General features: G+C 33.1%; 22 protein-coding genes. 15 read left to right on the plus strand and 7 right to left on the minus strand.

All coding sequences use genetic code 11. The annotated features are described in order from the left end of the window. Positions 1-3: 3 nt before the first annotated feature. Positions 4-426 (plus strand): hypothetical protein, encoded by a 423-nt coding sequence (locus ACODSI_RS00765; protein WP_488914925.1) that lies wholly within the window; start codon positions 4-6, stop codon positions 424-426. Positions 427-440: 14 nt separating this feature from the next. After that, positions 441-665 carry a hypothetical protein gene (locus ACODSI_RS00770; protein ID WP_488914926.1) on the plus strand — a complete coding sequence of 75 codons (225 nt, stop codon included), beginning with the start codon at positions 441-443 and terminating at the stop codon, positions 663-665. 39 nt (positions 666-704) lie between these two features. Here the strand turns inward: ACODSI_RS00770 and ACODSI_RS00775 are convergent, their stop codons facing one another. Both ACODSI_RS00775 and ACODSI_RS00780 read right to left on the minus strand, forming a co-directional pair. After that, on the minus strand, positions 705-1,124 hold the full coding sequence (locus ACODSI_RS00775) for an SRPBCC family protein (RefSeq protein ID WP_488914927.1): 420 nt from the start codon (positions 1,122-1,124) through the stop codon (positions 705-707). Then, positions 1,114-1,962 carry a VOC family protein gene (locus ACODSI_RS00780; protein ID WP_488914928.1) on the minus strand — a complete coding sequence of 283 codons (849 nt, stop codon included), beginning with the start codon at positions 1,960-1,962 and terminating at the stop codon, positions 1,114-1,116. Before ACODSI_RS00780 ends, ACODSI_RS00775 begins: the two co-directional genes overlap by 11 nt. 180 nt (positions 1,963-2,142) lie before the next feature. Between ACODSI_RS00780 and ACODSI_RS00785 the strand changes: the two genes are divergently transcribed. The 8 genes from ACODSI_RS00785 (at position 2,143) to sucD (ending at position 9,713) form a co-directional block, all read left to right on the plus strand. Further along, a complete protein-coding gene (locus tag ACODSI_RS00785) occupies positions 2,143-3,378 on the plus strand; it encodes an HD domain-containing protein (protein WP_488914929.1) in 1,236 nt (411 codons plus the stop codon). 120 nt (positions 3,379-3,498) lie between these two features. Beyond that, positions 3,499-4,518 (plus strand): UDP-3-O-(3-hydroxymyristoyl)glucosamine N-acyltransferase, encoded by a 1,020-nt coding sequence (gene lpxD, locus ACODSI_RS00790; RefSeq protein ID WP_488914930.1) that lies wholly within the window; start codon positions 3,499-3,501, stop codon positions 4,516-4,518. A gap of 26 nt (positions 4,519-4,544) precedes the next feature. After that, entirely contained in the window at positions 4,545-5,936 is a 1,392-nt protein-coding gene (locus ACODSI_RS00795) for a bifunctional UDP-3-O-[3-hydroxymyristoyl] N-acetylglucosamine deacetylase/3-hydroxyacyl-ACP dehydratase (RefSeq protein WP_488914931.1), read from the plus strand. Between the two features lie 56 nt (positions 5,937-5,992). Then, positions 5,993-6,778: an acyl-ACP--UDP-N-acetylglucosamine O-acyltransferase gene (lpxA, locus tag ACODSI_RS00800; RefSeq protein WP_488914932.1), complete on the plus strand. Its 786-nt coding sequence runs from the start codon at positions 5,993-5,995 to the stop codon at positions 6,776-6,778. Between the two features lie 45 nt (positions 6,779-6,823). Then, a complete protein-coding gene (gene efp / locus ACODSI_RS00805; RefSeq protein WP_488914933.1) occupies positions 6,824-7,390 on the plus strand; it encodes an elongation factor P in 567 nt (188 codons plus the stop codon). Positions 7,391-7,430: 40 nt separating this feature from the next. Next, positions 7,431-8,360 carry a UDP-3-O-(3-hydroxymyristoyl)glucosamine N-acyltransferase gene (locus ACODSI_RS00810; RefSeq protein ID WP_488914934.1) on the plus strand — a complete coding sequence of 310 codons (930 nt, stop codon included), beginning with the start codon at positions 7,431-7,433 and terminating at the stop codon, positions 8,358-8,360. Next, on the plus strand, positions 8,360-8,722 hold the full coding sequence (locus ACODSI_RS00815) for a nuclear transport factor 2 family protein (protein ID WP_488914935.1): 363 nt from the start codon (positions 8,360-8,362) through the stop codon (positions 8,720-8,722). The genes ACODSI_RS00810 and ACODSI_RS00815 overlap by 1 nt, the downstream gene beginning before the upstream one ends. 118 nt (positions 8,723-8,840) lie before the next feature. Then, on the plus strand, positions 8,841-9,713 hold the full coding sequence (gene sucD, locus ACODSI_RS00820) for a succinate--CoA ligase subunit alpha (protein ID WP_488914936.1): 873 nt from the start codon (positions 8,841-8,843) through the stop codon (positions 9,711-9,713). A gap of 64 nt (positions 9,714-9,777) precedes the next feature. On the opposite strand, the gene ACODSI_RS00825 is transcribed toward sucD, so the two are convergent. The 4 genes from ACODSI_RS00825 to ACODSI_RS00840 all read right to left on the minus strand — a co-directional run bounded on the left by ACODSI_RS00825 (position 9,778) and on the right by ACODSI_RS00840 (position 13,196). Further along, positions 9,778-10,962 carry a cytochrome-c peroxidase gene (locus ACODSI_RS00825; protein WP_488914937.1) on the minus strand — a complete coding sequence of 395 codons (1,185 nt, stop codon included), beginning with the start codon at positions 10,960-10,962 and terminating at the stop codon, positions 9,778-9,780. A gap of 63 nt (positions 10,963-11,025) precedes the next feature. Further along, positions 11,026-12,042, minus strand: a complete 1,017-nt coding sequence (locus ACODSI_RS00830; RefSeq protein WP_488914938.1) for a cytochrome-c peroxidase — start codon at positions 12,040-12,042, stop codon at positions 11,026-11,028. Beyond that, positions 12,039-12,734 (minus strand): MbnP family protein, encoded by a 696-nt coding sequence (locus ACODSI_RS00835; protein WP_488914939.1) that lies wholly within the window; start codon positions 12,732-12,734, stop codon positions 12,039-12,041. The genes ACODSI_RS00830 and ACODSI_RS00835 overlap by 4 nt, the downstream gene beginning before the upstream one ends. A 3-nt stretch (positions 12,735-12,737) precedes the next feature. Beyond that, positions 12,738-13,196: a hypothetical protein gene (locus ACODSI_RS00840; RefSeq protein WP_488914940.1), complete on the minus strand. Its 459-nt coding sequence runs from the start codon at positions 13,194-13,196 to the stop codon at positions 12,738-12,740. A 106-nt stretch (positions 13,197-13,302) separates the two neighbouring features. On the opposite strand from ACODSI_RS00840, the gene fabG reads away from it, so the two are divergent. From fabG to ACODSI_RS00855, 3 genes are all read left to right on the plus strand, one after another. After that, entirely contained in the window at positions 13,303-14,049 is a 747-nt protein-coding gene (fabG, locus tag ACODSI_RS00845) for a 3-oxoacyl-[acyl-carrier-protein] reductase (protein WP_488914941.1), read from the plus strand. A 36-nt stretch (positions 14,050-14,085) separates the two neighbouring features. After that, positions 14,086-16,122 (plus strand): hypothetical protein, encoded by a 2,037-nt coding sequence (locus ACODSI_RS00850; protein ID WP_488914942.1) that lies wholly within the window; start codon positions 14,086-14,088, stop codon positions 16,120-16,122. Between the two features lie 230 nt (positions 16,123-16,352). Next, positions 16,353-19,124, plus strand: a complete 2,772-nt coding sequence (locus ACODSI_RS00855) for a DUF8693 domain-containing protein (protein ID WP_488914943.1) — start codon at positions 16,353-16,355, stop codon at positions 19,122-19,124. Positions 19,125-19,272: 148 nt separating this feature from the next. On the opposite strand, the gene ACODSI_RS00860 is transcribed toward ACODSI_RS00855, so the two are convergent. After that, entirely contained in the window at positions 19,273-21,366 is a 2,094-nt protein-coding gene (locus ACODSI_RS00860) for an LTA synthase family protein (RefSeq protein WP_488914944.1), read from the minus strand. 181 nt (positions 21,367-21,547) lie between these two features. Here ACODSI_RS00860 and ACODSI_RS00865 point away from each other — a divergent pair, with 181 nt between their 5' ends. Further along, on the plus strand, positions 21,548-22,210 hold the full coding sequence (locus tag ACODSI_RS00865; protein WP_488914945.1) for a response regulator transcription factor: 663 nt from the start codon (positions 21,548-21,550) through the stop codon (positions 22,208-22,210). A 4-nt stretch (positions 22,211-22,214) separates the two neighbouring features. Beyond that, positions 22,215-23,597 (plus strand): sensor histidine kinase, encoded by a 1,383-nt coding sequence (locus ACODSI_RS00870; RefSeq protein ID WP_488914946.1) that lies wholly within the window; start codon positions 22,215-22,217, stop codon positions 23,595-23,597. Positions 23,598-23,659: the final 62 nt, after the last annotated feature.

Genomic DNA, 23,659 nt, shown 5'->3' on the forward strand with positions numbered 1-23,659 from the left:
ATTATGAGAAAGATAGTATTTTTGTTGTTTTTGACATTCATAATAAGTTCATTTACAACCACTGAAAAAACAGATTCCTTCAATATTGTGGGAAAATGGACTGGAAAAGACGAAAGTAATAATGAAGGTTCTTTTATTTTTGATAAAGATGGATATGCTATAATGATTAAGGAAGGTCAAAGTATGGGTGGTAAGGAATTTGAATTAGAAGGTATTAAAGCGAGTATGCAATATGCTATGGATGAAAATTCAAATCCAATTAAATTTGATATTATTATTACAGCTTTAAAAAATCAAAAGTCGAAGAGTATGCGAATGTTGATGAAGATAGTTAATAAAAACAAAATCATATTAGCAAGTAATTTTAATGAAATTCGTCCTACTAGTTTTACAAAAAGTAATTCTATAATTTTAGAAAGAGAATAATTTTAAACTTTTAAATGAAACCGTTAGTAGAGAAATTGTTGCTTAAAGAAGCTTCAATACACAAGGTACAATACGACACCGAGTGGTTTTATTATTTGGAAGATATGAAATTCTATCTTAAAGAAGATTTATCTCAAGTAGAATGCATTCATTTACCCATGATTATTGAGGGTGAAGAAGAATTTGTAAAGTGCTGTACTTTAGAAGATATCATAAGAAATAGAAAAGAAATTGAATAAAAAAGGCACTTTAAAAGTGCCTTTTTTGTGTTTTAAAACTTAATTGTTTTCGACGTATTTTTTAAAATGATTTAAAATAGCTTGCCAACCATCACGTTGCAATTCAATGGGATTTTGATTTTCAGCTTCAAAAGTTTCCACGATTTCAACAGTATTGTCTAAGGCAATAAAATCTATAGAAGCCATTCGTCCATCATCCATAGTATATTTGATGCGTTTATATTCTTGAATCTCAGTGTAGGTTCCGCCAAAATCAAAACTAAAACTACCATCTTTAGCAGCCATGGTGCTACAAAATTTGCCTCCAACCACCAAGTCATTACTCGCTTTAGGGGTATGCCAATCTTCTGAAGCATAATTCCATTGTTCAATATGTTTTGGAGTTGTCCAATAGTTCCAAACTTTTTCAATGCTACTATTTACAGTACATTCTACCGTAATTTTTGTTTTATTTTCCATCATAAGCGTTTTGTAATTTTAGACAATCGATTTTTTTCATTTGTAACATGGCATTCATCACATTATTTGCTTTCTCACGATCGGAATCGCTCATTAATTGCATCAATAATTTTGGAATAACTTGCCATGAAATACCAAACTTATCTTTGAGCCAACCACACTGACTTTCGATTCCTCCATTGTCTAGAAATTTATTCCAAAAGAAATCAACTTCTTCTTGATTTTGGCAGGTAATGAGCAATGAAAATGCCTCGTTAAACGAAAAATCATGTGGAATATGACTTTCCATCGCCATAAAAGTTTGATGGTGTAATTTGAATTCGGCAAATTGAATGTTGTTTTCAAATCCAGGATACGCATCTCCAAAACGAGCAACTGTTGTTTTTTCTGAATTTTCAAACAAATCGGTGTATAAATTAATGGCTTCTTCAGCATTTCCAAACTGCTCGTTTGCGAATAAAAGTGAAGGTGCAATTTCTAAATCTTTTTCACCAAAAAACAATTGCCATGACAAGCCATATTTATCGTTAACCCAGCCGTATTTTTTGCTCCAAGGGTATTCATTTAAAGCCATTAAGACGATTCCCTCATGAGAAAGTGATTCCCATAAAGCGTCAATTTCATCAAAGTTATTACACGTTACAAATAACGATACAGCATTCGAAAACTTGAATTGTGGGCCACCATTTATAGCTGTAAATTGCAATCCATTCAATTGAAAATTGGTCAGCATTGGATTGATATTGTTTAGGGAAGAATTTTTAAAAATAGAAGTATAAAAGCGAGCAGCTTCTTCGGCTTGACCGTCATACCATAGAAAAGGCGTTATTTTTTGCATAGGTTATAGCGTTATGTTTTTACGATTTAATTCAAAAAAAAGAGATTGAAGTTTTTAACAATTGTTCAAACAAATTTAATAAATAAATCCAAAAGGCCTTCATAAAATCCAAGTCGGTAAAAAATAGTTTTTTGTTTTTAACATTTACCTTACATTTGTGTAAAATTAAACAGTTCATTTGTGATTGCTACCAATAAACTCAAGATATTCAACGATCCTATATATGGTTTTATAACCATTCCGAATACACTAATTTACGACCTCATTCAGCACCCTTATTTTCAGCGTTTGCGACGTATTTCACAAATGGGAATGTCGTATTTGGTTTATCCAGGTGCACATCACACACGTTTTCATCACGCATTGGGTTGTATGCATATCATGCAAAAAGCGGTTCAAACACTTCGTTTTAAAGGTGTAGTTATTTCTGATGATGAAGAAAATGCGTTGTACATCGCTATTTTATTACACGATATTGGCCACGGACCTTTTTCGCATGCAATGGAACACAGCATCGTTGAAGAAGTACATCACGAAGAAATATCGCTTAAATTTATGGATGCTTTGAATGCTGAATTTGAAGGAAAACTAGCATTAGCCATTCAAATTTTTAAAGGAGAATACCACAGAAAATTCATGTTGCAATTGATATCCAGTCAGTTGGATATGGATCGTATGGATTATTTAAAACGCGATAGTTTTTATAGTGGTGTTGCCGAAGGAAATATCAACAGCGACCGTCTGATTCAGATGATGAATGTACAAGATGATGTGTTGGTTATTGAAGAGAAAGGCATCTATTCAGTAGAAAAATTTTTGGTATCACGTCGATTGATGTATTGGCAGGCCTATCTTCATAAAACCTCTGTGGCGGCAGAATTGATTTTGACTAAAATTCTAAAACGTGCTAAAGAGTTGACTCAAAAAGGAGTCGATTTGAAGGGTAGTGAACCGTTGGCGTTTTTTCTGAATAATAAAATTACAATGGTTTCTTTTGATGAAAAGGTTTTGAAAACATTTGCATTATTAGATGATTATGATGTACTTGGAGCTATTAAATCCTGGCAATTTCACTCGGATTTTGTATTGAGTTCGTTGTGTAAAATGATCATAAATCGCGATTTATTGAAAATTGTAATTTTAGATGAAAAGCCCAACACTGAAAAATTAGCCGATTTAAAAAATAAATTGAGTGCCTTGTATAACATTTCGGATAAAGAGGCGACTTATTTTGTTTTTAAAGGAAAATTGAAAAATCAAGCTTACAATAAAGAAAGCGAGCCTATTCGAATTCTTAAGAAAGACGGAACCATAGAAAATCTGGTAGATTCTACAGATCAATTGCAAGTAAAAGCCCTTTCAAAAGCTGTTATTAAGTATTTTATGTGTTTTCCAAAAGTTCTTTTGGATACTTAAGGGTTTAAATTAAATTTTATATTTTTGTGCCGATGAAACAAGCCGATAAATGTGTAAATTTGATTTTTGAGTGCGAATGCGCATTCTATTGTATACCAATGGAACATATTATTTAAGAAAATGAAATTTACAGCAGAACAAATAGCAGGTATTTTAGAAGGCGAAGTAGTAGGAAATCCTAATGCTGTCGTTCATAAATTGGCCAAAATTGAAGAAGGAACAGAAGGTTCTTTAACGTTTTTATCCAATCCTAAATATCAAAATTACATCTACACCACACAAGCCACCATTACCATTGTTAACAAAAGTTTTGAGGCTGAACAACCAATTTCTTCAACCTTAATTAAGGTAGAAGATGCTTATCAGTCATTTTCAAAATTATTGGAATATTACAATCAAGTTAAGTTGATGAAATCGGGTATTGAACAGCCTTCTGTCATTTCCGAAAATGTGACCTATGGAAGCGATTTATATCTGGGTAGTTTTTGTTATGTAGGTAAAAATGTAAAAATTGGAGACAATGTAAAAATCTATCCCAACACTTTTATTGGTGATAATGTGGTAATTGGTGATAATTGTGTGTTCTTTGCAGGCGTTAGAATTTATTCTGAAACCGAAATTGGTAATAATTGTGTCATTCATTCGGGAACTATTATTGGTTCTGATGGCTTTGGCTTTGCGCCTTTAGAAGATGGAACATATAGTAAAATTCCACAAATTGGAAATGTCATTTTAGAGGACAATGTAGAAGTAGGTTCTTGTACAACCATAGATCGGGCCACAATGGGTTCTACCTTCATTAGAAAAGGCGTTAAATTAGACAATCAAATTCAGATTGCGCACAATGTAGAAATTGGAGAAAATACGGTTATTGCTTCTCAAACAGGTGTTGCCGGTTCAACCAAAATTGGAAAAAGTTGCATGATTGGTGGTCAAGTAGGAATAGTTGGGCATATTACAATCGGTAATGGTGTTCGAATTCAGGCGCAATCGGGTATCGGTAAAAGTATAGCTGATGGCGAAGTGGTTCAAGGAACTCCAGCATTCAATTATGGCGACTTTACTAAGTCGTACGTACATTTTAAAAACCTGCCCAAAATAGTTTCTGAATTGGACGATTTGAAAAAGAAAATAGAATAACAAACATATAAACTAGATTTAATATTATGGTTAAGCAAAAAACCATCAAAAGTGAAATTACACTAACAGGAGTTGGGCTACATACGGGTAAAGAAGTTAAAATGACTTTTAAACCAGCACCCATCAATAATGGTTTCACATTTGTGAGAGTTGACTTAGAAGGCAGTCCTATAATCGAGGCTGATGCCAACTACGTAGTGAATACTCAAAGAGGAACAAACTTAGAAAAATTAGGTGTTAAAATTCAAACCTCAGAGCACGTATTAGCGGCATTTGTAGGTTGTGATGTTGATAATGTCATTATAGAATTGAATGAATCTGAACCACCAATTATGGATGGTTCGTCTAAGTTTTTTGTAGAAGCTATTGAAAAAGTTGGTGTTGAAGAACAAGAGGCAGATCGTAAATACTACGTCGTTAAAGAAGTGATTTCATTTACAGATGAAGCTACCGGAAGCGAAATTATTGTGATGCCATCTGAGGATTATCAAGTAACTGCAATGGTAGATTTTGGAACCAAAGTCTTAGGAACCCAAAATGCTACGCTTAAAAATATTGCCGATTTTAAAAATGAAATTGCCGACGCTAGAACGTTCAGTTTTTTACACGAGTTGGAAACTTTGTTGGATAACGGTTTGATTAAAGGTGGAGATTTGAACAATGCCATTGTTTATGTGGATAAAGAAATTTCTCCAACCACAATGGAAAATTTAAAAAAGGCCTTTGGGAAAGATCATATTTCGGTTAAAGAAAACGGAATCTTAGATAATCTTACGTTGCATTATCCTAACGAAGCGGCACGTCATAAATTATTAGATGTAATTGGTGATTTGGCACTTGTTGGTGTACGTATTAAAGGAAAAGTTATCGCGAATAAGCCAGGACATTTTGTGAATACGCAATTTGCAAAAAAACTGTCTAAAATCATTAAAATCGAGCAGAAAAACCAAATTCCAGTTTACGATTTAAACTTACCACCTTTGATGGATATTCATCAAATCATGAATATTTTACCTCACCGACCACCATTTTTATTGATTGATCGTATCATAGAAATGTCGGAAACCCACGTAGTTGGAATGAAAAATGTAACTATGAATGAAAATTTCTTCGTTGGACATTTTCCTGATGCACCAGTGATGCCAGGGGTTCTGATTGTAGAAGCTATGGCACAATCGGGTGGAATCTTAGTGTTAAGTACAGTTCCAGATCCAGAAAATTACTTAACCTATTTCATGAAAATTGATAATGTTAAGTTCAAACACAAAGTATTACCAGGTGATACTTTGATCTTTAAATGTGATTTGATTTCGCCTATTCGTAGAGGAATTTGTCACATGCAAGCCAATGCCTATGCCAATGGTAAATTAGTTGCCGAAGCAGAATTAATGGCTCAAATCGCTAAAATCAGTAATTAAAAGTTTATTAGGTATAGTTATAAAACTATAACGCAAGAACATAAACAACAAAATATATGAATCAACCGTTAGCATACGTTCATCCGGGCGCAAAAATTGCCAGAAATGTTGTAATTGATCCCTTTACAACGATACATAATAATGTTGAAATAGGCGAAGGAACATGGATTGGTTCTAACGTAACCATTATGGAAGGCGCTAGAATTGGTAAAAACTGCAATATTTTCCCAGGTGCTGTAATTGCTGCTGTACCACAGGATTTGAAATTTGGAGGTGAAGATTCACTTGCGATAATAGGAGATAACACTACAGTAAGAGAATGTGTTACAATCAACCGCGGAACTGTAGCTTCAGGGCAAACCAAAATAGGTAAAAACTGTTTGATTATGGCAACGGCTCACATTGCGCACGATTGTCATATTGGCGATAATGCCATTATTGTAAATGGTGTTGCACTTGCTGGTCACGTTATTGTGGGTAATTTTGCCATTATTGGTGGATTAGCAGCGGTGCATCAATTCATTCACATTGGTGATCATGCTATGATTTCGGGTGGTTCTTTAGTGCGTAAAGACGTTCCTCCTTACACTAAAGCTGCCAAAGAGCCTTTGTCTTACGTTGGAATAAACTCGGTGGGATTGAGAAGAAGAGGATTTACCACAGAAAAAATTAGAGAGATTCAAGACATCTACAGAATTTTATATCAAAAAAATTACAATACCTCTCAAGCAGTTGGAATCATTGAAGCCGAAATGGCTGCTTCTCCAGAGCGTGATGAGATATTAGATTTTATCAGAAACTCTTCTCGTGGAATCATGAAAGGGTATTCGGGAGCTTATTAAAATAGAATTAATAATACATAAAACAAACATAAATAATAGTAAAAAATGGCATCTACATCAGATATTAGAAACGGATTATGCATCAAATTTAACCACGATATTTATAAAATTATCGAATTTCTTCACGTAAAACCAGGTAAAGGTCCTGCTTTTGTAAGAACCAAATTAAAAAGTTTAACGAACGGAAAAGTTTTAGATAACACTTTTTCTGCAGGTCATAAAATTGATGAAGTGCGTGTAGAAACGCATGAATATCAATATTTATATGCTGAAGGTGATTTATACAACTTCATGCACGTAGAAAGTTATGAGCAAATCCAGTTGAATAAAGCAACTTTGGATGCTCCAGATTTACTGAAAGAAGGAACAACGGTAAAAGTAATTATCAATGCTGAAACTGAAATGCCTCTTTCGGTAGACATGCCAGCTTCTGTAGTTTTAGAAGTTACTTATGCTGAACCAGGTGTAAAAGGAAATACCGCTACCAATGCTACAAAACCAGCTAAAGTAGAAACAGGTGCTTCTGTAAATGTTCCGTTGTTCATTAATGAAGGAGATAAAATAAAAATTGATACTGCTTCTGGATCTTACATGGAGCGTGTAAAAGAATAATTAATTTAGTTTCTCATTTTCAAATCTTCAAATTTATTAAATGAAGTTTTCTAAAATACATTCTCTTAAAGAAATTGCTGAAATCATCGATTGCCATTATGTTGGTAACGATGATTTCCCAGTTTATGGTATGAACGAAATACACGTGGTTACTAAAGGTGACATTGTGTTTGTAGATCATCCAAAATATTATGATAAAGCATTGCAATCCGCGGCTACTATTGTTTTAATTAACAAAGAAGTTGACTGTCCTGAAGGCAAAGCTTTATTAATTTCAGACGATCCTTTTAGAGATTTTAACAAACTTACCAATCATTTCAGGCCATTTTCGGCAGCTCATGTTGCAGTATCAGAATCTGCTACTATTGGAATTGGAACCGTAATTCAACCCAATTGTTTTATCGGACATAATGTATCTATTGGAACCAATTGCATCATTCATTCTAATGTTTCTATTTATGATAATTGTGTGATTGGTGATAATGTGATTATTCAAGCGGGTACCATTTTAGGTGCTGATGCATTTTATTACAAAAAACGTCCCGAAGGCTTTGATCAATTGCTTTCTGGCGGAAGAGTGGTGATTGAAAATAACGTTGGAATAGGAGCACTTTGTACCATAGATAAAGGTGTTACCGGTGATACTACTATTGGCGAAGGTACCAAAATTGACAATCAGGTGCATGTTGGACACGATACCGTAATTGGTAAAAAATGCCTCATTGCAGCTCAAACCGGAATAGCAGGTTGTGTAATCATCGAAGACGAAGTAACCCTTTGGGGACAAGTGGGAACCACAAGCGGTATCACCATAGGAGCCAAAGCAGTTATTCTAGGGCAAACTGGTGTTACCAAATCTGTTGAAGGTGGAAAATCTTATTTTGGAACTCCAATTGAAGAATCCCGAGAAAAATTAAAACAGTTGGCGAACATCAAACGAATTCCTGAAATTTTAAAAAATCTTAAGTAATGAAACCAAAAGAACTAGTTCTTGATTTTTACAAAAATGATATTATTCTGAAAAAATCAGAAGTGAATGAATTTTTGCACGATGATTTAATCATAGAATGGAACAGCAGTAAAGGATTTGTTCAAATGAATAGAGATGATGTTTTGAATTTGTCTGATGAGTTAAGTAAAGCCTATGTTCGTTCAAAAATGCGAATTACTCATGTAGTTGAAGAAGGAAATATGGTCTCAGTTCGCTATTCCCATTTTGTAAAAACCATAGAAAACCCAAGAGAAGAGATGCTTTTAGCACATTTTTTTGTCATTTGGGAAGTCAAAGATGGTAAATTATTCAGAGGTTATCAAATGAGTCAGTTTTCCTAATTCATATATAGAAAATTTGCAAAATTGTACTAAAAAAACTAATTGCGAAACACGAATTACTAATTCTATTTTATACTTTTGCAACACATAAATTTAAACACAATATAATAATCATATCATGAGCGTTTTAGTAAATAAAGATTCAAAAATAATAGTTCAAGGATTTACAGGTAGTGAAGGTACTTTTCATGCTACTCAAATGATTGAATACGGAACCAATGTAGTAGGTGGTGTTACTCCAGGAAAAGGTGGTTCATTACATTTAGACCGTCCCGTTTTCAATACTGTTAAAGACGCTGTTGATCAAGCAGGAGCCGATACATCAATTATTTTTGTACCACCAGCTTTTGCAGCTGATGCTATTATGGAAGCGGCTGATGCAGGTATCAAAGTAATCATTTGTATTACTGAAGGAATTCCAGTTGCTGATATGATTAAAGCGTATTCTTACGTTAAAGAAAGAAATTCTCGTTTGGTTGGTCCTAACTGCCCGGGTGTAATTACTCCAGGTGAAGCAAAAGTAGGAATCATGCCAGGTTTTGTTTTCAAAAAAGGTACTGTAGGAATTGTTTCTAAATCGGGAACTTTAACTTATGAAGCTGCTGATCAAGTCGTAAAACAAGGATTAGGAATTACTACAGCTATTGGAATTGGTGGTGACCCAATTATTGGAACTACAACTAAAGAAGCTGTTGAGTTGTTAATGAACGATTCAGAAACCGAATGCATCATCATGATTGGTGAAATTGGAGGTCAGTTGGAAGCAGATGCTGCAAAATGGGTTAAAGCTGACGGAAATCGTAAACCAGTAATTGGTTTTATAGCTGGTGAAACGGCTCCAAAAGGACGTACCATGGGACACGCAGGTGCCATTGTAGGTGGTGCAGACGATACCGCTGAAGCTAAAAAACGAATCATGAGAGAAAACGGAATTCACGTAGTAGATTCTCCTGCTGAAATAGGCAAAAAAGTAAAAGAAATAATGGGTTAATAATCCGTCATTTATATAAAAAAAGCGCTACTAATTGTAGCGCTTTTTTTATGCAATAAAGTAATTAGTTGCTAAACGGATTCGACCATTTGCTATCCGAATAGACATTAGTTCCTGAAAGTGTTTTCAAAAAAGCAATAACCGAATTCACCTCGGCGGCAGTTAAGTTTAAATGTTGACCAAAACCATTGGGCATCAATCGAGGATCTAAATTAGTATTTCCTGGAGCGATGTTAATAGTTCCATAATGACCAATGGCGGCTTGTAATGAAGTAATTACTCCGGTGTGCATCATGGGGCCATTGGTTGTTCCATCGGTTTTTACTAAATCTCTCAAAGAAGGAGCTCTGGTATTGGTTATATCAATGGTGCTACTTCCAATTGTTCCGATAATACCATTATTTTTGGTGTTGGGATCAATATCAAATTCGGGTGCCGCATGACAGCCTGCACAACCCAATCCACCACTAGTTCTATTTCCTGTAGCATCAAATGTAGGTGGTGTCAAAAACAAGTTTTTTCCTTGATTTTCTTGATTGGTAAAATTCGGAAAAGGCTGTCCGTCGTTAGCTACCAGAGCTCTTCCAGTATCATATTTTGAATCGAACGATTGAATACTTCTAACGAATTGTGCTAAACACGATTGAATTTTAGCCTCAGTTATTTCTTCAGTGCCATAAACAAATTTGAATAATTCTTTGTAATATGATATACCGTTTAATTTAGTAATCAAATCGGCAAAAGATTGATCACCAGAAGTGCCACTATAGCCCATTTCTCCATGATTTCTGATGGGTTGTGTAGTTTGAATTTCTAAAGAAGCAGCACGTTCATCCCAAAAGAATTTAGTTTCATTGGCAAAACGAGTATTAATTAATCGCATGGCATGTCTGCCTGTGGTTCCGTTTACGCCATTGCTTGCTACTAAAACATCACTAAAAGCATTGGCTTGTTGGTGACAACTCGCGCAAGAAATGGTGTTATTGGACGATAAATTTTTATCATAAAATAAAACCCTTCCCAATGTAGCACCTTTGTTAGTAATAGGATTGGTGCCCGAATTGTCTTTTGTAATGTAAGTAGGAATAGTTTGATTGGCATAGTTGGGCAAATTGTTCAAATCGATGGTGTTGCCAAATGTTGCTGTAACATTAGGATACGATTCAATAGCTACATAATCAGATTCCGATTTTCCACAAGATACCGTTAATAGGGCTAACAGCAAACTTGTAATTGTGGTTTTTATCATAAAGTATAAGTTTTATCTTTATTAAGATGCGTTACTTCAAAATTAATTGCGCTCGAACCTAAATTATTTTCGTGGAAAGCTAAATCTCGGATTAAAAAGGAACTCGTTGTCGGTTAAAGTTGTCATAAATAATACTAAATCTACCCGGTCTTTATCAGACAAATTCATGGGTTTATCCAATTCTTTTGGAAGTAATTTATTGTTAGATAGCGAATTGTAATGATTTACAACCTCTGATAATTTTTTAAAACGACCATCGTGCATGTACGGAAAGGTAAACTGGATATTTCGCAAAGTTGGGACTTTAAAACGCAAGGAATCTTCTTTTTTATTGGTGATTTTCATGCGACCAATATCGTTTAAAGTTGCATCGAGAGATAAACCGTTGTATTCAAAGGTATCACTACTAAATAACGGTTCTTTGTGGCAAGAAGCACAATGCGTTTTAAACAATTCATAACCGCGTTGTTCTCTTTCGTTATAGTTTTCCTCTTTCCTCATAACGCGGTCGTATTTAGAATTCGAACTTTTAAGAAGTGTCATAAATTGCGACAACGCTTTTAGTATTCGTTGTCCTGTAACTTTCGAATCGCCAAAAGCGTCCTTGAATAACGACTGATATTTTGAGTTTTTTTGAAGTTTTTTCACAACATGATCTAATTTTTCGTCCATTTCATCATGACTTGTAATAGGATTTATGGGTTGTACATCCAAATGATTTACACCGCCATCCCACATAAAATCTTTGTTCCAAGCCAAATTGATTAAGGCTAATGAATTTCTGCTACCAATTTTGCCGTCAATTCCGTGACTTAAATCGTGATCTACATGTGTAAAACCGGTAGCTTGCAAATGGCAACTGGCACACGATATGGTGCTATCACGTGACATAATTGGGTCGTAAAATAAATGTCTTCCCAATTGAAATCCTTCTTCTGTTAAAGGATTTTTAGTAAAATCATAATGTGGTTTTGGCCAACCTTTAGGAACTTCCAAGTATAAAGGCGTAGGTGTTTTCAATACAAAAGATAACGAGGCTACAATGGAAATAATCAACAATAGAATAGCACTTTTTTTCATAAGTGGTCTATTTTAAATATTTGCATACTTAAATCGGCCAAATCCATGGCTTTTTTACCCGGAATCATAATGCTATTGGTTTCTGAGAGATGAATTTTAGAAAATAAGACTTCTAAATCGACCGCCAAATTTACTTCAGAATTGGAATTTTTTACTTCTAAAGTAATAGTTCGCATAGCATAATTTGGTTGAAGATATCCGCCAATATGAAAGAAAAATTGATTTTTTCTCGTTTTACAACTACTACTTTTTCCTTCAATTTTCATATTGATATAACCGCTTTGCCAAGCCCAATACATCCCTTTGGATGGGTCTAAATCGCCGTCAAGTGCGCCCGAAACACTCATCAAACTATCAATACCAATGTTAAAAGTGATTTTAGAAATTTGTTTGTTATTGTTTTTGCAAATGGGAATTCGATAAGAAGTTGTATCTTCTACATCAACAAGATGATAGCTTTGAGGTTGTAAAAAATAGGATTGGTCGGCGTATTCAATTTTAATTTTTGAAATATAAAATCGAAACGCGTCTATTTGAAGTGTATCTTTATTAGAAGACACATATTTTTTAGTTTGTTCTAACTTTTTTTCTCCAAACTTGAAGTTCAAATTAAGCGCTGTCGAATCCGATTTCATTTGGCAAAAAGCCAATTGAACAATAAATAATCCGATGCTGATTAATTTGATTTTCATTAATTATGTAATGCTAAAATGTTGTTGTAATAGGGATATTCCTTTCGAGTCAACTTCACTAATAAATTCTGTTGTTTCTTCTGAATTTTCATCCAAAAAATCAATCGTGACATTCGTTTCAATTAAAGAAATAGAATCAATTTTTTGCAATGGTATTTTATAAACATTGCCCGTTTCTCTAATCATATAACGATACACCGCAAACCCTAAACCACAAAAAACAATCGGAATTCTAACTGATTTTCCATTTGAAAGTTGATAGAATAATGACAAAATTCCCAATCCTAGCAAAATATAGAAGTACAATTTGAATTTGTTTTTCTTAATTTTATTTGCTCGAATTGTTTTAGATGACTTTTCTTGTAGATTTCTTGCTTCTTGCCAATTTCCAGAATTGGTTAGGTACAAATTTTCATCGTCAATATTAACAAAACCCTTTTTATATTTAAAATATTCTTTCATTTAAAATCCATGTTAATTTACAAAAATAGCAATAATTACGCTTATTTTCTTAAATTGTATTTCTTATATTTGCCCAATCAGTAAACCAATTAAAATCTATTTATAAATGAAATTACTTGAAGGAAAAGTAGCCATTATTACTGGAGCAAGTCGCGGCATTGGAAGCGGAATTGCTAAAGTTTTTGCGCAACATGGTGCTAACGTAGCATTTACCTATAGTTCGTCAGCTGAATCGGCTTTGGCTTTAGAAAATGAATTGAATGCTTTAGGGGTTAAAGCAAAAGGATATCAATCGAATGCTGCTAATTTTGAAGAAGCTCAGAAATTAGCTGATGCTGTTTTAGTAGAGTTCGGAACTATCGATATTTTAATTAACAATGCCGGAATTACAAAAGACAATCTGTTAATGAGAATGTCGGAAGAAGATTTTGATAAAGTAATTGAAATCAACTTGAAATCGGTCTTCAATATGACCAAAGCGGTTCAAAAAGTGATGCTTAAAAACCGTAAAGGTTCTATAGTAAACATGAGTAGTGTAGTTGGGGTAAAAGGAAATGCAGGTCAAGCTAATTATGCGGCTTCTAAAGCAGGTATGATTGGTTTTACCAAATCGATTGCCTTAGAGTTGGGTTCTAGAAACATTCGTTGTAATGCTATTGCACCGGGATTTATTGAAACCGAAATGACGGCTAAATTAAACCCAGATGTAGTTCAAGGTTGGAGAGATTCTATTCCGCTAAAACGTGGTGGAACTCCAGAAGATGTGGCCAATGCTTGTTTGTATTTTGCTTCCGATTTGAGTGCATATGTTTCGGGTCAAGTATTGAATGTTGATGGTGGAATGTTGACCTAATTCTTAAATCTTTTACTAATTGTTTTTTAAATATCTATGAATAAATCAACGATAGTGCTTTTAATTGTATCAGTTATACTAGCTGTTGGTTTGTCTTATTTACAATATTTTTTTAAAGCCAAAAGCAAATCCAATGTGGTAAAACTTTTGGCTTTTTTACGTTTTCTTTCCATCTTCGGATTATTACTGTTGCTAATCAATCCGATTGTAAGTCGTAGTACTTATGAAACTATAAAGACGCCGCTTCCGATAGTATTGGATAATTCGAGTTCCATAACCGATTTAAAAGCGAATGAAGACGCTAAAGAGGTTTATGATAAACTGACTTCTAATTCCGATTTGAAAAGCAAGTTTGACCTCCAAACGTATGGTTTTGATTCCGAATTTAAACCCATTTCATCGTATGAAGAGATCGATTTTAAAGGAAAACAAACCAATATTGATGAAGTTGCTAAGAATTTAAAAAGCATCAATAAAAATTTAAAATTTCCAACCGTTTTAATTTCAGATGGAAATCAAACTTCAGGTGCTGATTATGTGTTTAGTTTTGACGCTGAAAACAAAGTCTACCCAATAGCAGTAGGCGATACGACTACGTATTTGGATTTGAAAATCAATCAGATTAACGTTAATAAATATGCCTTTCACAAGAATAAGTTTCCTGTAGAAGTATTTTTGCAATATGCAGGAACTAAATCGGTCACCGCCAATTTTGCCATTTCACAAGGCAATGCAGTTTTGAGTAAACAAAGTGTTTCGTTTTCACCAACAAAAAAATCTCAAGTAATTAATGTGTTGTTGCCGGCTGATAAATCGGGTTTGCAAATCTACAATGCTAGAATAACATCATCAGAAACGGAAAAAAACACCTATAATAATTCGAAAAAATTTGCCGTTGAAGTTATCGATCAGCGCACTGAAGTGGCTATAATTGCTGCTACAAATCATCCCGATTTAGGAACGCTAAAACGCAGTATAGAAACTAATGCACAACGTAAAGTAACTATTCTTAAACCCAATCAAATCAGCTCTTTAAATAATTTTAATGTATTAATTATTTATCAGCCTAATGCGACTTACAAACCGGTTTTTGACGCTAATAAAAATCTAAAAATAAATACTTGGATTATTACAGGTAATGATACCGACTTTGGTTTTTTAAACCAACAACAGGATCAATTGCAATTTAAAATGTCTTCACAAAGAGAAGATTTTTTAGCAGAATTTAGTTCTGATTTTAATTTGTTTGCTGCCGATAACATAGGTTTTGAAAACTTTCCGCCGTTAGAAAATCCGTATGGAAGCGTAACCGCCAAAGAAAACTTAAATATCTTGCTTTCGTCACGAATTAGAAATGTAGAAACAAATGCACCGCTGTTCGCCTTTTCGGATAACCAAGGAAAACGGAATGCCTTTTTATTGGGAGAAAATATTTGGAAATGGCGTGCTCAGAGTTATGTTGATAAAAAATCATTTGAACCGTTTGATGTGTTTATAGATAAAACGATTCAATTTTTAGCGTCTAATGATTCTAAAAAATCGTTAATTGTTAATCACGAGCGCTTCTACAATTCGGGTGATGCTATCGAAATTACAGCGCAATATTTCAATAAGAATTATGAGTTTGATGATAAAGCCCGACTTACCATTGCGGTTACTAATTCTAAAACAAAGCAAGTTAAGCGTTATGACTTATTAAAAACGACCAATAGTTTTAAAGTAAATTTAGACGGTTTATCGGCAGGAAATTATTCATTTACGGTAAAAGAATTGAATTCAAATGCTAGTTATTCCAGTGCTTTTGAGATTTTAGATTTTGATATTGAAAAGCAATTTGTAAATCCTGATATGCCTAAATTGAAACAATTGGCTACGCAAACGAAAGGTAGCGTATTTGTTCCAAATCAAATAGATGCATTGATTAAAACTTTATTAGAAAATCAGGATTATAAAGCCATTCAAAAAGATATTGTTAAGAAAACTCCAATGATAGATTGGTATTGGTTGTTGGTTTTAATTGCAATTTCGTTAACTGCAGAATGGTTTATTAGAAAATACCACGGATTGTTGTAGTATTTGTATCTATTTTTAAGACTAAATCATTATTTTTCATTTATAAAATATTATTGTTCAATAATTAGATGATTTTCTAATTTTGTTGATAATGAGTATTTTAGGAATACGTTTTTTTGTTTTTTAATAAATTGTGAAGATTAACGTTTATTTAGGGAGTTCATCTAATTTCTTTCATTGTATCCATTGCATCGTTCTACTTTTGTATTAGAAATCTAAATAACACTAATATGAAAAAGAACATTTTACTATTATTTATATTAGTTCTTGTACAGTCAACTTGTTTTTCTCAAAAAACATATACTGGAACTTCTGGAAATTGGAATGTAGCTGCTAATTGGACTCCAAGTGGGGTTCCAACTGCCACTGATGATGTAATTATTCCATCGGGTAAAACTGTTGCAATCACAGTAAATGCTTCTGTTAAAAGTTTAACTATTTCAGGAGCTGTGACTTTGGCGGATAATTTAGTTTTAACAATTGGTACTAATACGGTATTTGGAAATTTCACGGTTAATTCAGGAGGCAGTTTTTCAATGCCAAGTGGGTCTGGTCTCGCGACATTAATTGTATACGGTAATTATTATAATTATGGAACTACAGAGTTTTGGAAAAGCAATGTTATCATTGTTGGTGATTTGTTAAGTCCTTCTTCGTCAGCTCTTCAGAATCAAGGTAATGTAGTCGTGGGAGGAAATATAATTGGAGCCTTTAATTTAACTGGAGGCACAGGTACTAATCAAATATATGCTGTAAATTCAAATGCTACTGTAACAATTACACCATCGTCTGTAGATAATAATGTGAATCCAGGAACGCAAGTTACAACGGCTAATGAAACCCAAGCTTTGGTAGATTTAGTAAATTCAATATTATTTGGTTCGAGTTCTTGTACGTTTACTACAAATGATCCTTCAAATAAAACAATATGTTCTGGTACTAATACAACTTTTACTGTTTCTACGCCTCAATCTAATCCATCATATCAATGGCAAGTTAATACCGGAACAGGATGGAGTGATTTATCCAATGGTGGTGTATATTCAGGAGTGACTACGGCTACTTTAACACTTACCAATGTTTTAAGTAGCATGAATGGTTATAAATTCAGAGCAAAAATAACTGCTGGTTGTTCTAAAAATGGAAATTATGCAATATTAACTGTAAATGCATCGCCAGTGCAGCCTGTTGTAAGTATATCACAACCCAATTGTTCAACTACAACTGGAACGATAACTGTTTCGATTCAAAATGCAAGCGATAGTTACAGTTTTGATAATGGAGTTACTTTTCAAACCAGTAATGTAAAATCGGGACTTTCAGTTGGAAGTTATAATGTAATCATTAAAAATAGTTCAGGTTGTACTTCAGCAACAACTACAAGTACTGTTTCGCAAAGTTCTACAACTTGGAATGGAAGTTCGTGGTCGCCGAATACTCCAACAAGTAATGATAAAATCATATTTAATGGTAATTATAGTTCAGTAGGCGAATTGGTAGCATGTTCTTGTCAAGTTATTTCAGGAAATGTTGTAATCAATTCAGGACACACTTTAACTTTAACAAATGAATTAAATGTATCAGGAGGAACATTAACATTTAATGATACTGCAAGTTTAGTTCAACATAATGCTGTGACTAATACAGGTAATATAATTTATAAAAGAAAAACAACTCCATTAAAGCAATATGATTTTACTTATTGGTCAACACCCGTAAATAATGCAACTCTAAGTCAATTAGCTACAAATGCAGCTTTCTTTTCTTACAGTCCAACGATTAGCAATTGGGTTAGCCAACCAAGTTCTTTAAATATGAATAATGGTATTGGCTATATTGGAAGAGCTCCAACTAATTTATCATATAGTACTCCACAAATTGTTGAAACAAGTTTTGTTGGCGTGCCTAATAATGGAGATATCACTGCTCCAATAATTAAATCGTTGGGCACCACAAACTTAATTGGTAATCCTTATCCATCAGCTATTGATGCCGATTTATTTATATCAGATGCTGCTAATAGTAACAGTATTAACGGTACGATTTATTTGTGGACTCATAACACAGCTATTACAAACAATAACTATACACAAAATGATTACGCAAAATACAATCTGATAGGAGGTGTTAGAACAGCTTCAGCAGCATTGTCAGGTGGTGTTACTCCAAATGGTAAAATTGCTGCAGGACAAGGTTTTTTTGTCGAAGCAAATTCCAATTTAGCAAATGGAAATTATTCGGTTGTGTTTAAAAATAGTATGCGAATAGCCAATAATAACTATCAATTTTTTAAATCAAATTCGGCAAACAACTCGGTAGCAACAGTAAAAAATCGTTTTTGGATATCAGTATCAAACATTCAAGGCGCCTACAATGAGTTTTTAGTTGGATACGTTCCTGGTGCTACAAATAGTTTTGACTCTTTATATGATGGTAGAACTTTACCTGCAAATAATTCAGTTTCTATATATACGGTATTAGAAAATAATAATTTAGCAATACAAGGAAGAGCTTTACCTTTTGAAAATACAGATAGCATTCCAATTGGATATTCTACAACAATTAATGGCGATTTAACCATCAATTTAGAGAATTTTGAAGGGTTATTTGACAACCAATCTATATTTTTATACGATAAAATTACAGGAATTTATCACGATTTAAAATCTGGGTTTTATACTTTCACAACCAGCAGTGGTACTTTTAATGATCGATTTGAAATGCGCTTTACTACGTCTAATTTGACAACTAATTCTTTTGAAAATGGAAATGAATCGGTTAAAGTTGTACACGTTCAAAATCAACTTATTATAGCTTCTAATGGTAGCACCATTTCAGATGTTGAGATTTATGATATGACTGGAAAATTGATTTTTGTAAAACGAAACTTAGACACTAATGAGTTTAAAACAATAGTAAATGAATTTTCAAGTCAACTGTTAATTGTGAAAACAATTTTAGCAAATCAACAGACTAATTTCAAAAAGGTAACTACTAATTAAAATGAAAAACACGTAAAACTACGTACAAATTAATCAAAAATAGGTTTTAGATTTGCTTCATAGTTAAGTTAGACTTTAGCTGATAGAACAACTCCATGACAACGGTTAGATTTACCAAGTCATGGGGTTTTCTTTTTTAGACTGCAAGTTATTTTTGATACTTTTTCTTTTTCAACATATACGATGCCGTTTGATAATAGGATATGGTTTCGTTTATCAAATCGGTTCGTTCTTTGTTCAATGGTTTTTGTTCGTAATAGATTTGAAAATCAGTATCCAAACCAGCTTTTGGCTGCAAAGTAAGCTGAAATTGTTTGGCTTTTTTAACAGGCGAAATTATGGTTATGATATTGTCTTTTATCAATCCTAAGTCTTGATAAGTAGCAATCAACGCTCTGGGTTTATAATCCGATTTAAATACGTCTTGACCGTAAAATTTGCTTTCGTATTTGAAATTCAGTAAACCAAATAATGTAGGCATGATATCAATTTGTGACATCAAGTTGGTATATCGTTTTGGTTCGATAAATCCGGGTGCATAAATCATCGCTGGAATTCTATACTTATCGGCTGGAAGTTCAGTTTTTCCTGAACTTGAAGCACAATGATCGGCTAGAATTACAAAAACAGTATTCTTAAACCACGGTTGTTTTTCGGCCATGGTAAAGAATTTTCTCAGCGCATAGTCGGTATATTTAACACCACCTTCACGCGATTTTGAATGTGCATCAATGTCAATTTTCCCATCAGGATACGTAAATGGTCGGTGGTTGCTCACGGTCATCCAATGATTGAAAAAGGGTTTACCCAATTTAGCTTCTTCATTCATAACATTAATGGCCTTATTAGCCATATCTTCGTCACAAACACCCCAAACATTTGAAAATGTAATTTCTTCTGGTTTGAATGATTTTTTGTCAACAATATCATAACCATTACCCCCAAAGAAATCGCCCATGTTATCAAAAAAAGCATCGCCACCATACAAAAATTTCACACCATATCCTTTCTGCTTGAAGATACTTCCAGTTGAAAATTTATTCTTGTTGTCTTCGCGTTTAACAATACTTTCGCCTGCAGTAGGAGGAAAACACAAAGTCACCGCTTCCAATCCGCGAACCGTTCTATTTCCAACGGCATAAAAATTGGTAAACATCAAACTTTTACTGGCTAAATCATCTAAGAACGGAGTAATGTTTTGCTCATTTCCATAGGCTTTCATAAATTCGGCACTGTAACTCTCAATGGTAATTAGCACTACATTTTTATGATTTTCGGCAGCTTCACTCTGAATTTGTCTTAACGACGTATTGTTTGTAATTCCAGGTATTTGGTTTTGAAGTAAGGCAAAAGCTTCTTTTTCGGGTAATGTTTTGTAAAACTTATCGTAATCCAATTCGCTGTTCATAAAAGCCAAATAGAATTTGTATAAACCGTTCGATTGTAATTCGTTAGCAAAAACATTGCTTGAGTTTTGTAGCTTGGCCAAGTTAGGAATTGCCCATAAAGAAATTGCAAACAAAACAATGTAAAAAGCAAGATTTTTGATTTTATCTATCAAATTGGGAAGATGGTCTAGGTAGTAAGATGACTTTTTTACAATGATATAAGTAACCACTAACGAAATTAGTCCAACTCCTGTAAATAAAGGAATTACAGGATACGATTCCATAATATTACCAATTACGGTATTGGTGTAAACAAGATAATCTACTGCAATAAAGTTGTATCGAACTCCAAATTCATTCCAAAAAAAGTACTCACTTATAGCGTTTTGAATAATAACTAAAACAAAAATGAAGATGGTTATTGAGAACAAAGCCATTCTAATTTGGCGGCGGTATTTTGGTAAAAATAAAAGCAATCCAAACAAGATTGTTTTTAGTGAAATAAACGCAATTCCGATTTCGGGTAAGGAACCACCGTATTCATGTAAAATTGATTTTCCAGATAAAACATACAATAAAAGGCATACAAATCCACCAAAAATCACATAACCCCATGGTTTATTGAATTTGTTGTTGGATAAAAACAATAAATACAACCATAGAAAAGCACTGGCTACCACAAATACAAAAACATCAGAAATCAATCCCAATCCAAATATTTTAAAACTGTCAATAATAGTAAAACTAGTTTGCGTGATGGGATGAAAGAGCAATACCAATCGGGTAATTAAACTTACTATTAAGTAAAAAAGAGCTAAATTATAGAAAGGTGATTTTTTTTGAAATAATTGCATTGGTTGTGATTTTTTACAAAGGTATAAAAAACAGCTTTTAAAGTTTGATATTCTTACAAATTAAGATTGACTTAACAATGAATTTAAACCCAATTTATGTTAATAGTAATATGTTATTTTGCATAGTTCTTATAATTACTCTAAATTTGAAACTGACACGAACTTAGAAATTTATTTGCTTATGAAGATATTAGTTGTAGAAGATGAAATTGGAATTTCCAATTTTTTAAGTCAAGGATTAGAAGAAGAAGGATATGAAGTGGTGATTGCTAATAATGGTGAAAAAGGAATTGAAATGGCATCTTCAAAGAATATAGACTTAATCTTATTAGATTGGATGCTTCCTAAAATTTCAGGATTAGAAGTTTGTAAAAAAATTCGAGAAACCAATAAATTGGTTCCGATTATTTTTTTAACGGCTAAAGATACTATTCAAGAAACTATCGAAGGTTTAAAAGCTGGAGCTAACGATTATATCAAAAAACCATTCAGTTTTGAAGAATTGTTAGAGCGCATCAAAATTCATTTTAGAGATGTTAATAGTAATGAACAACTGACATTAGGGACTATTACCATAGATTTAGCCAAGCATCAAGTTTTTTCTAATGGACAAGAAGTGACCCTGACTCAAAGAGAATTTGAACTGCTGACTTATTTAATAAAAAATAAAGGTCGAGTGTGTACTCGAACCGAAATCATAGAGAAGGTGTGGAATATTTATTTCGAATATGATACAGGTGTTATAGATGTTTTTATGAATGCTATTAGAAAAAAACTCAACATCAACAAAGACAACGATTACGTTAAAACCATAAGAGGCGTAGGATATATAGCCAACGACTAAATAGATGAACAAGCTCTCTTTAAAAAATAGAATTGCATTTTATTACATTATATCGGCAGCTATGCTGATTTTTGTGGTGTTTTTTTCTATATATAGCATTGTCTCAATCACGGTTATCAATAAAGTTAACGAGCATATTAATTTTGAAGTTGAAGAATATAAAGAGAAAATTGTCATTACTAAAAGAAGCGTTGCTCTTCTTGACCCAGAAGAATGGGATCAAAGAGAACATAATGAAGTTTCGGTAGATCCTGTTTTCTTAGAAATAACAAACAACGTTGGAACTATTTTAGAAAAATCGGAAAATCTAAAAAAACAGAGCTTACTTTTTAATTATAAAGTCCTTAAAGATAAGGTTACAGATATTAAATTGTCGGGCAAATTAGTTAGACAAAAACAAGTACCTTTATATTATCGAAATAAAGTGAGTGGTTATCTTATTGTGGCTGTCTCTATGGAAGAAGCCATTATTATCATCAATAAATTAGAGACTATTTTATATATATTATTTCCAATAGTATTATTGTTTTTGTTTTTTGTCGCCCAGTTTATAGCTGGTAGAAGTATTAAACCTATAAATTCTATCATCACAACTTCCAATGCCATAACTAATGATAATTTAAAAGCACGAATTCCATTACCCAAAAACAAAGACGAACTTTATATTCTGTCACAAACTATTAATAATTTACTTGATAGAATTGAAAATACGATTGAACGCGAAAAACAATTTACTTCAGATGCTTCTCATGAGTTACGAACGCCATTAGCTGTAATTAAAGGTACTTTAGAGGTGTTAATACGTAAACCTAGAAATACCGAAGAGTATCAACAAAAAATTAATTTTTGCATTTCAGAAGTAGATCGAATCAATAGTTTGGTGGATCAATTGTTACTTTTAGCACGATTTGAAAACCAAAAACTATCCTTAAAAATTGAAAAAGAAAATATAAACGAGCATGTTGCAGAAGTTTTGCATCGATTTGAAGCAAAAGCTCAAAAAAGAAACATTAAAGTAGTAAATAATTTTTCTAAAGAATACTATGGTAATACCGACAGTTATTTCTTTACGATCATTTTGAATAATTTAATTTCAAATGCTTTAAAATATTCTAAAGATAATGGGACAGTTGAAATTACTTTAGAAAGAGTTGATGATCGAACGGTTTTAAAAGTTAAAGATATGGGTATCGGAATTTCATCTGATGAAATAAATAAGGTTTTTAACTCTTTTTATAGAACATCCAACACTGCTGACTATCCTGAAATTAAAGGTATTGGATTGGGTTTGTCTATCGCCAAACGCTTGTGTGATATCTTAGGAATTACAATTTCAATTTCTAGTCAAGAAAACATTGGAACAACACTAGAATTAAGCATTCCCTAATATAATTTTAAGAGTATCTTAAATGTTTTAAGCTTTTCAAATTCTAATTTTGACCCAGATAA

This window comes from Flavobacterium sp. FG139, from assembly GCF_057809695.1.

Excerpts from the sequence above, each read along its gene's own strand:
- ACODSI_RS00765 (WP_488914925.1), top strand. The coding sequence starts at position 4 with ATGAGAAAGATAGTATTTTTGTTGTTTTTGACATTCATAATAAGTTCA.
- ACODSI_RS00770 (WP_488914926.1), top strand. The coding sequence starts at position 441 with ATGAAACCGTTAGTAGAGAAATTGTTGCTTAAAGAAGCTTCAATACAC.
- ACODSI_RS00775 (WP_488914927.1), bottom strand. The coding sequence starts at position 1,124 with ATGGAAAATAAAACAAAAATTACGGTAGAATGTACTGTAAATAGTAGC.
- ACODSI_RS00780 (WP_488914928.1), bottom strand. The coding sequence starts at position 1,962 with ATGCAAAAAATAACGCCTTTTCTATGGTATGACGGTCAAGCCGAAGAA.
- lpxD (WP_488914930.1), top strand. The coding sequence starts at position 3,499 with ATGAAATTTACAGCAGAACAAATAGCAGGTATTTTAGAAGGCGAAGTA.
- ACODSI_RS00795 (WP_488914931.1), top strand. The coding sequence starts at position 4,545 with ATGGTTAAGCAAAAAACCATCAAAAGTGAAATTACACTAACAGGAGTT.
- lpxA (WP_488914932.1), top strand. The coding sequence starts at position 5,993 with ATGAATCAACCGTTAGCATACGTTCATCCGGGCGCAAAAATTGCCAGA.
- efp (WP_488914933.1), top strand. The coding sequence starts at position 6,824 with ATGGCATCTACATCAGATATTAGAAACGGATTATGCATCAAATTTAAC.
- ACODSI_RS00810 (WP_488914934.1), top strand. The coding sequence starts at position 7,431 with ATGAAGTTTTCTAAAATACATTCTCTTAAAGAAATTGCTGAAATCATC.
- ACODSI_RS00815 (WP_488914935.1), top strand. The coding sequence starts at position 8,360 with ATGAAACCAAAAGAACTAGTTCTTGATTTTTACAAAAATGATATTATT.
- sucD (WP_488914936.1), top strand. The coding sequence starts at position 8,841 with ATGAGCGTTTTAGTAAATAAAGATTCAAAAATAATAGTTCAAGGATTT.
- ACODSI_RS00825 (WP_488914937.1), bottom strand. The coding sequence starts at position 10,962 with ATGATAAAAACCACAATTACAAGTTTGCTGTTAGCCCTATTAACGGTA.
- ACODSI_RS00830 (WP_488914938.1), bottom strand. The coding sequence starts at position 12,042 with ATGAAAAAAAGTGCTATTCTATTGTTGATTATTTCCATTGTAGCCTCG.
- ACODSI_RS00835 (WP_488914939.1), bottom strand. The coding sequence starts at position 12,734 with ATGAAAATCAAATTAATCAGCATCGGATTATTTATTGTTCAATTGGCT.
- ACODSI_RS00840 (WP_488914940.1), bottom strand. The coding sequence starts at position 13,196 with ATGAAAGAATATTTTAAATATAAAAAGGGTTTTGTTAATATTGACGAT.
- fabG (WP_488914941.1), top strand. The coding sequence starts at position 13,303 with ATGAAATTACTTGAAGGAAAAGTAGCCATTATTACTGGAGCAAGTCGC.
- ACODSI_RS00850 (WP_488914942.1), top strand. The coding sequence starts at position 14,086 with ATGAATAAATCAACGATAGTGCTTTTAATTGTATCAGTTATACTAGCT.
- ACODSI_RS00855 (WP_488914943.1), top strand. The coding sequence starts at position 16,353 with ATGAAAAAGAACATTTTACTATTATTTATATTAGTTCTTGTACAGTCA.
- ACODSI_RS00860 (WP_488914944.1), bottom strand. The coding sequence starts at position 21,366 with ATGCAATTATTTCAAAAAAAATCACCTTTCTATAATTTAGCTCTTTTT.
- ACODSI_RS00865 (WP_488914945.1), top strand. The coding sequence starts at position 21,548 with ATGAAGATATTAGTTGTAGAAGATGAAATTGGAATTTCCAATTTTTTA.
- ACODSI_RS00870 (WP_488914946.1), top strand. The coding sequence starts at position 22,215 with ATGAACAAGCTCTCTTTAAAAAATAGAATTGCATTTTATTACATTATA.